The sequence below is a fragment of the Streptomyces sp. NPDC059248 genome, assembly GCF_042753905.1.
Classification (GTDB): Bacteria; Actinomycetota; Actinomycetes; order Streptomycetales; family Streptomycetaceae; genus Streptomyces.
Window position 1 is genome coordinate 19,342 of the sequence record NZ_JBHYZV010000078.1, and the last position, 13,201, is coordinate 32,542.

11 protein-coding genes are annotated in these 13,201 nt (G+C 73.1%); 9 read left to right on the forward strand and 2 right to left on the reverse strand.

The annotated features are described in order from the left end of the window. Window positions 1–126 precede the first annotated feature (126 nt). A complete protein-coding gene (locus ACFXG1_RS27050; protein ID WP_384716766.1) occupies window positions 127–960 on the reverse strand; it encodes a hypothetical protein in 834 nt (277 codons plus the stop codon). Between the two features lie 216 nt (window positions 961–1,176). Here ACFXG1_RS27050 and ACFXG1_RS27055 point away from each other — a divergent pair, with 216 nt between their 5' ends. The 6 genes from ACFXG1_RS27055 (at window position 1,177) to cseC (ending at window position 7,322) form a co-directional block, all read left to right on the forward strand. Next, window positions 1,177–1,788, forward strand: coding sequence for a phosphatase PAP2 family protein (locus ACFXG1_RS27055; protein ID WP_384716763.1), 612 nt, complete (start codon window positions 1,177–1,179; stop codon window positions 1,786–1,788). A 167-nt stretch (window positions 1,789–1,955) separates the two neighbouring features. Then, window positions 1,956–2,882 (forward strand): A/G-specific adenine glycosylase, encoded by a 927-nt coding sequence (locus ACFXG1_RS27060; protein WP_384716760.1) that lies wholly within the window; start codon window positions 1,956–1,958, stop codon window positions 2,880–2,882. 330 nt (window positions 2,883–3,212) lie between these two features. Then, window positions 3,213–3,965 carry a SigE family RNA polymerase sigma factor gene (locus ACFXG1_RS27065; RefSeq protein ID WP_384716757.1) on the forward strand — a complete coding sequence of 251 codons (753 nt, stop codon included), beginning with the start codon at window positions 3,213–3,215 and terminating at the stop codon, window positions 3,963–3,965. Continuing rightward, on the forward strand, window positions 3,953–4,870 hold the full coding sequence (locus ACFXG1_RS27070; RefSeq protein WP_384716754.1) for a hypothetical protein: 918 nt from the start codon (window positions 3,953–3,955) through the stop codon (window positions 4,868–4,870). The genes ACFXG1_RS27065 and ACFXG1_RS27070 overlap by 13 nt, the downstream gene beginning before the upstream one ends. Before the next feature lie 8 nt (window positions 4,871–4,878). Further along, the gene (gene cseB, locus ACFXG1_RS27075) at window positions 4,879–5,586 is read left to right on the forward strand and encodes a two-component system response regulator CseB (RefSeq protein WP_384716751.1); all 708 of its coding nucleotides are present in this window, start codon (window positions 4,879–4,881) and stop codon (window positions 5,584–5,586) included. Then, the gene (gene cseC, locus ACFXG1_RS27080) at window positions 5,583–7,322 is read left to right on the forward strand and encodes a two-component system sensor histidine kinase CseC (RefSeq protein WP_384744924.1); all 1,740 of its coding nucleotides are present in this window, start codon (window positions 5,583–5,585) and stop codon (window positions 7,320–7,322) included. The genes cseB and cseC overlap by 4 nt, the downstream gene beginning before the upstream one ends. Before the next feature lie 232 nt (window positions 7,323–7,554). On the opposite strand, the gene ACFXG1_RS27085 is transcribed toward cseC, so the two are convergent. Continuing rightward, complete coding sequence (locus ACFXG1_RS27085; RefSeq protein WP_384718895.1) at window positions 7,555–8,238, reverse strand: M23 family metallopeptidase; 684 nt, start codon at window positions 8,236–8,238, stop codon at window positions 7,555–7,557. 473 nt (window positions 8,239–8,711) lie between these two features. Between ACFXG1_RS27085 and ACFXG1_RS27090 the strand changes: the two genes are divergently transcribed. The 3 genes from ACFXG1_RS27090 (at window position 8,712) to ACFXG1_RS27100 (ending at window position 13,140) form a co-directional block, all read left to right on the forward strand. Continuing rightward, window positions 8,712–12,029, forward strand: a complete 3,318-nt coding sequence (locus ACFXG1_RS27090; protein ID WP_384718897.1) for an NACHT domain-containing protein — start codon at window positions 8,712–8,714, stop codon at window positions 12,027–12,029. Window positions 12,030–12,115: 86 nt separating this feature from the next. After that, window positions 12,116–12,493, forward strand: coding sequence for a trypco2 family protein (locus ACFXG1_RS27095; RefSeq protein WP_384718899.1), 378 nt, complete (start codon window positions 12,116–12,118; stop codon window positions 12,491–12,493). Beyond that, window positions 12,490–13,140 carry a serine protease gene (locus ACFXG1_RS27100; RefSeq protein ID WP_384744926.1) on the forward strand — a complete coding sequence of 217 codons (651 nt, stop codon included), beginning with the start codon at window positions 12,490–12,492 and terminating at the stop codon, window positions 13,138–13,140. The genes ACFXG1_RS27095 and ACFXG1_RS27100 overlap by 4 nt, the downstream gene beginning before the upstream one ends. The last annotated feature ends 61 nt before the right edge of the window (window positions 13,141–13,201 follow it).

Here is a 13,201-nt window from a genome sequence, read left to right on the forward strand (position 1 = left end):
GGGCCCGGTCTTCCTGTGTGGGTCTGTTTTTTTTCCCTGGGTTGGTTCGGGTGGGGGGGGGGGGGCCGTTCACCCCCCCCCGCCGCCCCCGTTCGCGTATCGCTTCGGTCCTTCGCCGGTACTCCGTCAGTCCTTCGCGAGGACGAACGACGCCGGGCTCACCGACTCGCCGGGGAACTCCGCCTCCAACAGGTACGTATCGGCGCCGACCCGGGCCGGGGACGGGGTGGCGCACTGTCCGGTGCTCCGGGAGCGGTCCCACTCGTAGGTGTGGGTGATCGTGGAGTTCGCCGGGACCTTCAGCAGCATACGGGCCTGGTCGCGCGGGCAGTCGTCGGACGACCAGACCTGCTCGTGGTCGGAGTCCGTCACCGTGAGCACCGCGGACGACCGGCCGAGGTCGACCTTGCAGTCGGCGCTCGACGAGTTCACGGCGGTCAGCCGGAATCCGGGCTTCTCCCCCACGGCGTAGGTCAGTTTGGTGGGCGCGAGACTCAACTTGAGGGCGCCCGTGGAGCAGTTCGGCAGGGTCGAGCCCGCGGGGACGGGCTGACCCGCCGAGCCGCCGGAGCCGCCCGTGCCACCGGTGCCGCCCGAGCCGTTCGAGCCCTGGTTCGTACCGCCGTCCGAGCCGGTGTCGCCGGACCCGGCGGAATCGCCGGAGCCGCCCGTGCCGCCGGTGGCATCGCCGCCGGTGGAGTCCCCGCCGTCGCCGGATTCGTCCCGCCCGCCGGGCTGCTTGCTGATCGCCGGGCCCGACTGCTTCGGGCCCGGGGTGATCGAAGAGGCCGGTGGGGAACTCTTGTTGGCTCCGTCGGTCTTGTCGTCGTCTCCTCCACCCGAGATCAGCATCCACACGACGACGATGAGCGTGAGCGCAGCCAGCGCCAGCGCCACCGCCCTCCGTCGCCAGTAGATGGAGGAGGGAAGCGGCCCGATCGGATTGCGCAGAGATCCCACGGGGCAACTCTACGAGAGGACCGGCCCAACTCCCGTCCCACCCGCCGCACTCGTCCGAAGTTCTCCGGATCATCATTCCGGCGACGGGGTTCGGAGACCGGTTTCCGGCGGGATTCCGTCCCGGATGGCCGAGGGCGCACCCCTTACTTTCGTCGGGGGTGGTCGTTGCCGATCGCCGGAGGAAACGATCCGGCGGTTGTCGGTACCTTCCCCGGCATGGACAGTTCCCTCACCCGCGGCCTCTACCGCGACATCACCGACCTCGCCCACGACACCCCCTCCTGGCTCCAGCACCTCGCCGAGCTGTGGACCGAGGCGGGGCTGCTGCTGTTCGGGGTGCTCTTCGTCGTCGCCTGGTGGCGGGCGCGCGTCGCGGACGCCCGGGCGCTCGCCGTGGCCGTACTGGCGCCCCTGGCGACCGCGACCGGGTACGTCGTCAGCGAGTCCCTGAAGACGGTCTTCGACGAGGAGCGGCCCTGCCGGACCGTCGAGGACGCGGCGGCGTCGCTGGTGCCGTGCCCGCCGACCGGCGACTGGTCCTTCCCCAGCAACCACGCGTCCATAGCGGGCGCGGCGGCGGTGGCACTGGTGCTGGCCTGGCCCCGGATCGCGGCGCTCGTCGTTCCCATGGCGCTGCTGATGGGCTTCTCGCGGGTGTTCGTGGGGGTGCACTATCCGCACGATGTGGCGGTGGGTCTGGTGCTGGGCGCGGGGGTGGCGGCGGTCTTCACGCTCGCGCTGACGCGGCCGGCGACGGGCCTGCTGACATCGATGCGCGCCAGTGCCTCGACCCCGCTCACCTGGTTCACGGGCCCGGGCGCCCGGTAGGCCACCGGCGGGCCGCGGCCGGAGAGCAAGGGGCTACCGGGGGCCGGGCTCATGGACCAGTTGGGGCAAGGGACTGCGCCACACGGCCGGACGGGCTCCACCGCTTAGCCGACGGGACGGGGCGGCTGCGGTGGGGCTCCCCGTGGACGTGTCAGGATCGACGGGCCATGACTGACACGACGACTGCCCCCGCCCCCGCCGGTGAGCTGCCCGCCGCCTCCGACGCCGCGTCCCTCCACAGCCCCGTGATCGCGTGGTTCGACGACCATGCCCGCGATCTCCCCTGGCGCCGCCCCGAGGCGGGTGCGTGGGGCGTGATGGTCTCCGAGTTCATGCTGCAGCAGACCCCCGTCAACCGGGTCCTGCCCGTCTACGAGCAGTGGCTGGCCCGCTGGCCCAGGCCCGCCGATCTCGCCACCGAGCCCGCGGGGGAGGCCGTCCGCGCCTGGGGGCGGCTCGGCTACCCGCGCCGCGCCCTCCGGCTGCACGGGGCCGCGCAGGCGATAGCGGAGCGGCACGGCGGTGACGTACCGAGCGACCACGCCCAGTTGCTGGCGCTGCCCGGGATCGGCGAGTACACGGCCGCGGCCGTGGCCTCCTTCGCGTACGGCCAGCGGCACGCCGTGCTCGACACCAACGTCCGCCGGGTGTTCGCACGGGCCGCCACCGGCATCCAGTACCCGCCGACGGCGACCACCGCGGCCGAGCGGAAGCTGGCCAGGGCGCTGCTGCCGGGCGACGACGGGACCGCCGCCAAGTGGGCCGCCGCCTCCATGGAGCTGGGCGCGCTGGTGTGCACGGCCCGTAACGAGGACTGCGGACGCTGTCCGATCGCCGAGCGGTGCGCCTGGCGGCTCGCCGGGAAGCCGGCGCATCAGGGCGCCGCGCGGCGGGGCCAGACGTACGCCGGTACGGACCGTCAGGTGCGCGGCAAGCTGCTCGCGGTGCTGCGGGCGTCCCGCGAACCGGTGCCGCAGGCCGCGCTGGACACGGTCTGGCACGAGCCCGTGCAGCGGGCCCGCGCGCTGGACGGACTGGTCGCCGACGGGCTGGTCGAACCGCTGGACGGCGGCCTGTACCGGCTGCCGGGCTGACCCGCGGGACCGGTGGGATCCGCCCGCCCCCGGCCCCGCTCCGGCCCCGGCACCGGCCCCGCCTCCGGCCCCGTAAAAGAACGCCTGACGGGCGCCCCGTAAAAGGAGCCTTCCTCCGTTCCCCGTCCGTCACGGGCCGAAACATCCGCTGTTACACAACCGATGGACGGCCGTGCGTCCGCCGTCGGGTGGACACGACAGCGCCGTGACAACCACTCCGTAACTTCTGTCTCGCAAGGACCGGCAAGGACAGGAAGTGCCGAGCGACGCGGATCGCGGAAGCCGCGGTGGCGTTCGGTTCACGGGACACACGGGGTGGAGGCGGTCGGGATGGCGGCACAGGGTGAGGTGCTCGGCTTCGAGGAGTACGTTCGCACCCGGCAGGACGCGCTGCTGCGCAGCGCCCGCCGTCTGGTGCCGGATCCGGTCGACGCGCAGGACCTCCTGCAGACGGCCCTCGTCCGGACCTACGGCCGCTGGGACGGCATCGCCGACAAGTCGCTGGCCGACGCCTATCTGCGCCGGGTGATGATCAACACCAGGACGGAGTGGTGGCGGGCCCGCAAGCTGGAGGAGGTGCCCACCGAGCAGCTGCCGGACGCCTCGGTCGACGACGGCTCCGACCAGCGCGCGGACCGGGCCCTGCTGATGGACGTTCTGAAGGTGCTGGCGCCGAAGCAGCGCAGCGTCGTGGTGCTGCGGCACTGGGAGCAGATGAGTACCGAGGAGACGGCTGCCGCGCTCGGCATGTCGACCGGTACGGTGAAGAGCACTCTGCACCGGGCGCTCGCCCGGCTCCGTCAGGAGCTGGAGAGCCGGGCGCAGGAGTGCGAGGACCTTCAGCTCGGCGAGCGGGCCGTGCGGGCCGTGCGTACCGGCGGTGGTGTCAGGGCCGCCGAGTCCGGGGCGCCCCGTGTCTCCCGCGAGCCGGCCGACCCGCGCGACCGGGTCCGGGTCCGGGTTCCCGGACCGGTTCAGGGCTCGGTCCGGGGCTCGGTTCAGGTCCAGGGGACCGTACGGACGCGGGACCGGGTGGTGCGACAGCGGCAGGACGGACGGGGGCAGGAGCGGTGCGCGGCCTGACGGGCGGACGCGGCGGTAGCCGATGGGCGGCGAGCGGAACGGCGATGGCCGGGCTCGCCGTCCTCGTCCTGTTCGCCGCGGGGTGTTCGACGGGCGGTACCGGTCTGCGGGACGACGGACCGGCGGCGGGCGACGCGGGCCGGTCGGCGAGTTCGGGTGTCCCGACACCGTCGGGGCCGGGTTCGCCCGGTTCGGCGGCGAAGGCGAAGATGCCCGACCCGGTGGCGCTGCTCCGCAAGGACCCCAAGGTCGACGCGGGGATCAAGGCGGATCTGAAGCCGTGTGTGGAGGGGACGTACCCGGTCGACACGGCCGTCGGCCATCTCACCGGCGGGACCGCGCCCGATGTCGTCGTCAACATCATGACCTGCGATGACGCGATAGCCATCGCCACTTACGTCTACCGGCTCGACGGCTCCGACTACCGGAACGTCTTCGCCCGGGTGGAACCCGCCGTCTTCTCCACGATCGACCGGGGCGATCTCGTCGTCACCCAGCAGGTGTACGAGAACGCCGATCCGATCGCCACCCCGATGGCCGAGGAGATCCGGACGTACCGCTGGACCACCGGGACGGACGGCGGCCGGTTCGTCGAGACGCACTGGACGCGCACCCAGTACCGCACTCTGCCGCCGGAGGACGGTGACGCCTACCAGCGCACCGAGGAGACGGAGCCGGGGACGCGGATCGAGCAGGGCGGCACACGGGGCGGGGCATCTGGCACGGCCCCGTCCGTTCCGCCCCCCGAGAGCGCCATCGGTGCCTCCGATACGTCCTCCGGTACGTCGGCGGGCGGCGACACCGTCCCCCTCGGGCCCCGCTTCCACTCCCCCCTGACCCCCGTCGTGCCCGCCGCCCCGGTCGCCCCGGACCCGGCGGCCGGAACGAACCGCGAGAAGAGCTGAGAGACCCGATGGCCGAGACCCATGTCCTGTTCGTCGAGGACGACGACGTCATCCGGGAGGCCACCCAGCTGGCCCTCGAACGCCAGGGCTTCGTCGTCACCGCGATGCCCGACGGGCTGCTGGGCCTGGAGGCGTTCCGGGCCTGCCGTCCGGATATCGCGCTGCTCGACGTGATGGTGCCGGGGCTCGACGGGGTCAGCCTGTGCCGCCGGATCCGGGACGAGTCGACCGTGCCGGTGATCATGCTCTCGGCGCGCGCCGACTCCATCGACGTCGTCCTCGGCCTGGAGGCGGGCGCGGACGACTACGTCACCAAGCCGTTCGACGGCGCGGTGCTGGTCGCCAGGATCCGGGCGGTGCTGCGCCGCTTCGGGCACGCGGGCGGCGGGGACGTCGGCGGTCCCGGCGAGGGGCCCGGCGGCCAGGGCCCGGTCCTGACCTTCGGTGATCTGGTGATCGACACGGAGGGTATGGAGGTCCGCAAGGGCGGTGTGCCGGTGGCGCTGACACCGACGGAGATGCGGCTGCTGCTGGAGTTCTCGGCGGCGCCCGGCACCGTGCTCTCCCGGGACCGGCTGCTGGAACGCGTATGGGACTACGGCGGCTGGGGCGGCGACACCCGGGTGGTGGACGTCCATGTCCAGCGGCTGCGGACGAAGATCGGCCAGGACCGGATCGAGACGGTCCGCGGCTTCGGCTACAAGCTCAAGGGATGAAGCGGCCTTCGAAGGAGCGCACCGCGACGGGTCCGGACGAGCCGGACACCTCCGCCGAGCCGGGTCGGGACGGCTCCGGCGGCGCCCGTGCTTCCGGCGCCGGTAGCCGTACGACCACCGGTGGTGCCGACCGTACGGCTACGGGGTCGGGACCGGCGCCCGGACCTGCCGCGGTCGCGTGCTCCGGGCGGCTGCGCGCCCTGGTCCGCCGGATCGCGCCGGGCCGGGCCGCCGGTCCTTCCGCCGCGCGGCCCCGGTCCGGGCGCCGTCCCGTGCTCCGTACCGGCATCCGCTGGAAGATCAGTATCGCGATCGCCGCCGTGGGCACCCTGATCGCGGTCGCCCTGAGCCTGGTGGTGCACAACGCGGCCCGGGTCTCCATGCTCGACAACGCCCGCGACGTCCAGATGGACCGGGTCCAGCTCGCCCAGCGCTGGTACGACACGTCCAAGCCGAAGGAGCCCCGGTTCGGGGCCAGGCTGAACGACCCCGAGCTGCCGCGGGAGCTGCGGCGGCTGGTCTCCCAGAACCGCAAGGGCACCTATGTGGTCGACTCCGGCGAAGGGCCGCCGGAGATCTGGGCCGCGGTCCCCACGGTGGACGGGAACGTGATGTCCCTGCGGATCCAGTTCACCGGCCGTAACGCCACCATCCTCGGAGATCTCAACCGGGCCCTGATCATCGGCTCGGTGTCGGTCGTCGTCGGCGGCTGCGCCCTCGGGGTGCTGGTCGGCGGGCAGATCTCGCGCAGGCTCCGCAAGGCCGCCGCGGCGGCCGGGACGGTGGCCGCTGGCCATACGGAGGTCCGGGTCAGGGACGCGATCGGCGGTGTCGTCCGGGACGAGACCGACGATCTCGCGCACGCCGTGGACGCGCTCACCGACGCGCTGCACGAGCGCATCGAGGCCGAGCGCCGGGTCACCGCCGATATCGCGCACGAGCTGCGGACCCCGGTGACGGGGCTGCTGACGGCGGCCGAGCTGCTGCCGCCGGGGCGCCCTTCCGAGCTGGTACGGGACCGGGCGCAGGCCATGCGGACCCTGGTCGAGGACGTGCTGGAGGTGGCGCGGCTCGACGGCGCTTCGGAGCGGGCCGAGCTGCAGGACTTCGCGCTCGGCGAGTTCGTCAGCCGCCGGATCGCCCAGCTCAACCCGGACGTACGGGTCCAGGTCGTCTACGAGTCGTGGGTGGCGACCGATCCCCGGCGGCTGGAGCGCATCCTGCTGAATCTGCTGACGAACGCCGCCAAGTACGGGTCGGCGCCGATCGAGGTCACGGTCGAGGGGCGGGTCGTACGGGTCAGGGACCACGGGCCCGGATTCCCCGAGGCGCTGCTGCGGGACGGGCCGAGCCGGTTCCGTACCGGGGCGAGCGACCGGGCGGGCACCGGGCACGGGCTGGGGCTGACCATCGCGGCCGGGCAGGCCAGGGTGCTGGGGGCGCGGCTGACGTTCCGCAACGCGGGGCCGGGCGGGCCGCCGGGCGGCCGTACGGCGGTCCCCGGCCCGGCGACGGGGTCCCCGGGGTCTCCGGCGGCCCCGGCGGCCCCGGAGGGCCGGAACGCCCCGAAGCCGCCCCCGGGCGCTCCGAAGGCCACGGGCGGGTCCCGGGCCCCGGCCGAGGCGGGCGAGGCCGGGGGCGCGATCGCCGTGCTGTGGCTGCCGGACCACGCCCCCACGAACACGGGCAGCTTCCCGATGCTGCCCGATGACGCCGTCCGGAAGCTCGACCGCTGACCACTGACGGCTGACCGGGAGCCGGGACCGGGGCCGGGGGCCTATGGGGCCCGGCCCCGGAGCCGGGCCCGGGTACGAGGGCCGGGAGCCGGCCTCGTAACAGAACGCCACGACCCCGAGGCGGCGGGTAGCCGTCCTCGGGGTCGTGGCGCACGGGGGGGTGGCCGTCACGGCCGGTACGCGGTCGCGTACGGCGCGGTCGGGCCGGTCGGTACCGCGGTTACCGCGTCGGTCAGAGGCCGACGCCGACGGAGCGCAGGAAGGAGACCGGGTCGACGGCGGTGCCGTAGTTCGGGGTCGTACGGATCTCGAAGTGCAGGTGCGGACCGCTGGAGTTACCGGTGTTGCCGGACTTGGCGATCAGCTGGCCCGCCTTGACGGACTGGCCCGCGGAGACGTTCACCGTGGAGAGGTGGGCGTACTGCGAGTACTTGCCGTTGTTGTGCTTGATCACGACGGCGTTGCCGTACGCGGGGCCGTCACCGGCACCGTTCGGACCGGCCTTCACGACGGTACCGGCGCCGATGGAGACGACGGGGGTACCGGTCGGGACGGCGAAGTCCTGGCCGGAGTGGTTGCTGGCCCACATGTTGCCGGCCTTGCCGTAGGTGGCGGTCAGGGCGTACGAGCCGACGGGCTTCACCCAGGACGGCGCGGCGGCCTTGGGCGCGGCGGCGGGCTTCGGGGCGGCCGCGGCCTTCACCGGGACGGTCTTGACCGGCGCGGCGGCCTTCGCCTCGGCGGGCTTCGCGGCCGGGGCGGCCTCTACGGGGGCGGCGGAGGGGGAGCTGGTGGCCTCTACGGCGAACGCAGCACCCGTTCCGAGCACGGCGGTCGCTCCGAGACCTGCGGCAAGGACGCCGGCGCGGGTGCGGAGAAACGCCGGGCGGGAGAAACGAGAGGTGACGCGCGTCATATGAGAAAGCCTCCGGACAGAAAGGGACCCGACGCGGAATTGCGCCGGGGGCGTGTTGCTGCCATCCCTTGGTAACCGACTCCGGCACTTCACCTCAAACCCCCCAACTACGACATTCCGTCGTAGCCGCGGAGCAGTGACTCACCCCATTGACAGCGTTCGATCATTGCCGTGACGCATGATCCAAAAGCCCGGGATTTCCCCTCCGAATGGGGGTTTAACGCCCGGTACGTACGGTGGACCGGGACCCCCGCCGCACCCCTCGGACCGGCCGGAGGGCTCCGAACGCCCCCGACCGCCCCATCCCGGCCCCCGCACCGGCTCCGCCCCTCCGGGCCCTTCCGAACACCACTCCTAATCCGGCTAGTAGGGCCGAAACGGCCTGTGTGCCTTGTCACGGATTCGGCGGCGGAATTGTGGCCCGCGCCACTAATGTCAAAGGGGAAACCGGGGTGGCAAACGGGGGTGGAATCGTGCGGAACGGCCCTTCCATGCGGGTGGTCGCCGTTCTCGGCGGCCAGCAGGGCACGGGCGTCCTGCTGACCTCCAGATACGTGCTGACCTGCGCGCATGTCCTCAATGGGCAGCACGGAGCGCCCAGCGTGCTCCATCTGACCAGCTCCCGCGCCGTCCGCTGCGACATCGTGAAGCTCTGGCCGGGCCGGGACGCCGCCCTGCTGCGCGCGGAGGACGACATCGTCTCCGACGACCGGCTGGGACGCCTCCGGATCGCCCGGCTGACCAGGGACGATCCCCTTCCCGGCGCCCAGACCACCGGCTTCCCCGGGCATCAGCGCTACGGCGGCAACAAGCTCGACTTCGGCCAGTACACCGGTACGGTCCTGCCCGTCGCGGGACAGGCCCGCGGCGCCCTCACCCTCTGGCTCGACCACACCCCGGGCCCGCCGCTCGCCGACGGCCGCTCCCCGCTCGCCGGGCTCTCCGGGGCGCCCGTCCTGGCGGGGCCCGTACTGCTCGGCATGGTGGCCCGGGTCAACGGCGCCCCCGGCCAGCAGCTGGAGGCCGTACCGATCGACGCCCTGCGGAACTGGGCCTTCGACCTGCTGCCGGTCAACCCCCGGCTGGAGAACATGTCGGGCTTCGACCCCGCGGACGCCCCCTACGAGGAGCGGTACGCGGGCGCGGTGAAGGCCCAGTACGGCAAGACGGAGATCTTCGGGATCGACGAGCTGGGCGTCAGCGAGTCGAGCTGGGACCTGGACACCGCGTATCTGAGCCTGGAGGCCACCGATCTCGACGAGGGGCTGCGCCGTACGCCCCAGCAGTTACTGGCCGAGCTGCGGGACACCCTGCCCGACGACCAGGTGGTGGATCTGGGCCTGCCGTCCGGGGACAAGCCCCTCGTCATGACGAGGGAGGCCGAGCAGCGGCTGCGCAATCTCCTCGAAACCCAGCCGCCGGGCCCGGCGGCGGGCGCCCGGCGCCGGGTGGAGCAGCTCATCGGCCGCAATCCCCGCACCCTGCTCCGCGGCGAGGCGGGCGCGGGCAAGACGACCCTCGTCTGGCGGCTCGCCGCCCACGCCGCCTGCGACACCCTCCCCGCCGAGCTGGACGAGCTGAACGGACTGATCCCGTTCGTCGTCCCGATGCGCAGCGTCCGCGCCCACGGCAGCGGCTTCCCCGCCCCCGACGCCCTCGCCCACGCCGCCGACCTCCCCGTCGGCCGGGCCCCCGACGGCTGGGCCGAACGCGCGCTCGAAGCGGGCCGCGCGCTGCTCCTCGTCGACGGCCTCGACGAACTCCCCCAGGGCGACCGCGACCGGGCCCGCGGCTGGCTCACCCGGCTGCTGGCCCGCTATCCCGACACCCGCTGTCTGGCCACCGTCCGCCCCGGCGCCGTCGAGAAGGACTGGCTCACCGCGGAGGGCTTCGGCGATCTGCTGCTCCTGCCGATGAGCGACGAGGACATCGCCGCCTTCGTCGCCGCCTGGCACCGCGCCGCCAAACTGGAGTACGCGGGCCGCGACGAGGGCCGGGCCGCCGCCGAGCTGCGGCGCCTCGGCGAGCTGAGCCAGCGCCTCACCCGCGAGTTCACCGGCAACCGGGTGCTGCGCGACCTCGCCCGTACACCCCTGTTGTGCGCCGTGATCTGCGCCCTGCACCGCAAACGGCGCGGCCGGCTCCCGCACACCCGCTGGGAGCTGTACCGCGCCACCCTCGACATGCTCCTCGGCAAACGCGACCGGGAACGCGGCATCGACGCCCCCGAAGGGCTGACCATCGGCGTCGACGAGCACAAACTGCTGCTCCAGCACATCGCCGTCTGGCTGGTGCGCTGCGGCCAGACCCAGTTCACGCCCGCGGAGGCGGTCCAGCAGATCGACAAGGCCACCGGCTATATGCCGCAGATCCGCGAACAGGGCGGCGCCCACCGGATCCTGGCCCATCTGATCAACCGGAGCGGACTGCTCCAGCAGCGCACCGGCGCCACCATCCAGTTCATCCACCGCACGTTCCAGGACTATCTCGCCGCGAAGGAGCTGTCCGAGACCGACAGCGTCGGCGAACTCGTCGGACGCGCCGGGGACGAGCTGTGGCGCGATGTCATCCTGCTGTCCGTCGGCCATCTCGACCGCCGCGTCGGCCGGCTGGTGACCCGGCTGATCGAGAAGGCCGACGCCCTTCCCGAGCCGCAGGCCAGGCCGCTGCGCATCCTCGCGGGCCAGTGCGCCGCCAACGCCGTCTTCCTCGACGCGGAGGCCCGTGCCCGTGCCGAACGGGCGGTACGGGACGTGATGCCGCCCAGCGGCGACGAGGAGTCCCATCTCCTGGCCGAGCTGGGCGAGTACGTACTGCCGCTGCTGCCGGGACCCTCCGGGGACGCCGCCGCCGACCGGCTCGTCATCGGCGTCCACGCCCGGGTCGGCGAGGCCGCCGCGATCCCCCTGCTCCGGGAGTTCACCGATGTCTCCCAACCGGTCATCCGGGGCGCTCTCGCCCGCGCCTGGGGCAGCTTCCCCGCCGAGGAGTACGCGCGGGAGGTCCTCGACCGGATCGATCTGCGCCATATCCGGCTGCCCGTCCCCACCCCCGAGCACCTCGGTCTGCTCAAGAGCATCACCGGCGTCAGCTCCGTCGCCCTCCACGGGAACCACCCCGTCCCGGCCCTGCGCGCCGCCCTGCCCGAGTCCGGACTGCTCACCGTCTATTTCGAGGACAACGCCGTCCTCACCGATCTCCGGGTGATCGCCGACCGGCCGTCGGTCCACCGGCTCGGACTGCTGGGCTGCCCGGCCCTGACCAGCCTCGCCCATCTCGCGGACCGCACCCTCGAATCGCTCATCACCGACGCCCGGGTCTTCGCCCTGCGCGGCGCGCGCCCCCGGGTCCACACCCTCCAGATCGTCGACGACGCGGAGCTGTCGTACGACGCCCTGGCCGGCTGGGAACCCGCCAGTCTGATGGTCAGCTCACCGGCGCGGCTGTCGGCGCTGACGGCCGTGGCGAACCGGATCCCGGAGCTGCACACACTGCGGCTGGACTCCGGGACCGATCTCGACAGCGCCGCCACCCCCTCGTCGCACATCACCGACCTGCTGCTGTTCGGTCCGCCGTCCGCGCCCGACACCGAGGTCATCGCCCGGGCCTTCCCCCATCTGACGGCCCTGCGGATCACCACACCGCCCAATATCTCGCCGTACCGGCTCGACCTCGGCCCGTTCCACGACTCCCGTCCCGAGCTGCGGATCAATGTCTACGCCGACCACACCGACCAGTTGCTCCTGACCGGCCACGAACATTTCGGCGCCCGGCTCAGCACCACACCCTGAAGCCCGCGCCACCGCGCCACCCACACCTCTCGTTAAATTCCACCTATTCCATCCATTCCGCGCATTCCGACAGAACGGCGGTTCCCATGCCCCAGACCGACCCCGGCGCCGAGACCGGAATCGAGGCCGGAATCGACCTCGCGGACGCCGTCGACGCCGTACGCGCCCAGCTCGTCACCGCCGCGGCCCGCGCCGACGGCACCCCCGTACGCTTCGAAGTCGACACCATCGAGCTGGAGTTCACCGTCGAGCTGCGCCGCGACTCCACCGGCGGCGGCCGGATCAGAGCCCTGGTCGTGGACGCGGGCGCCGATCACAGCCGGGGCAGCAGCCGTACGCACCGGGTCGCCGTCACCCTCACCCCGCGCAGCGCCCGTACCGGCGACTCCTGGCTCGTCGGCAACGACGACCTCGACGTGGCCACCGACTTCGGCCGGCCCGGCCCCGCCGACGGCACCCCATGATCCACGCCCGGTCCGGCCTGGGCACCACCATGGTGGTGGTCCGGGGCCACAGCCAGGGCACCGGAGTCTTCATCTCCCCCGACCTGGTACTGACCTGTGCCCATGTCATCGGGGACCAGGACACCGCCCTGGTCTCCGAACCCTCATCGCCGTTCGCGGGCACCTTCCGCGTCAGCTGGTCGGACGACCGGCTCGACGCCGCCGTCCTGCTGGTCCCCGGCGGACGGCTCGACATCCGCCCCCGGCTGGGCACGCTCGCCACCGACCGCCCGCTGCGCGGCTGCCGGATACTGGGATTCCGGGCGGCCGGGGACGACGACCGGCCCGACCTCGTCCCGTACACCGGCACGGTCAGGCAGCCCGGCGAACCCTTACGCCCCGACGGCATGGTCTTCGAGTTCGACGACACCGCCGCCTTCGTCGCGATCGGCGGACCCACCTCGTTCTCCGGGCTCTCCGGCGCGCCCGTCTTCGCCGGGGGCACCCTCCTGGGCATCGTGCGGGAGGTCGCCGGAAACCTGGGCCACCGCCGCGCCGACTGCCTCCCCGTCCAGCGGCTGGCCGACCATACGGGGCTCCGCGACTGGGTCCCGTGGATCTCGTCCCTGGAACGGATCACCGGCGTCGGGTCCGGCGACTCCCGGTAGCAGATCTCCTGTCCGCCGGTACGACGACGGCCGCCCCGGTCCCGTACTCGTCGTACGGGAC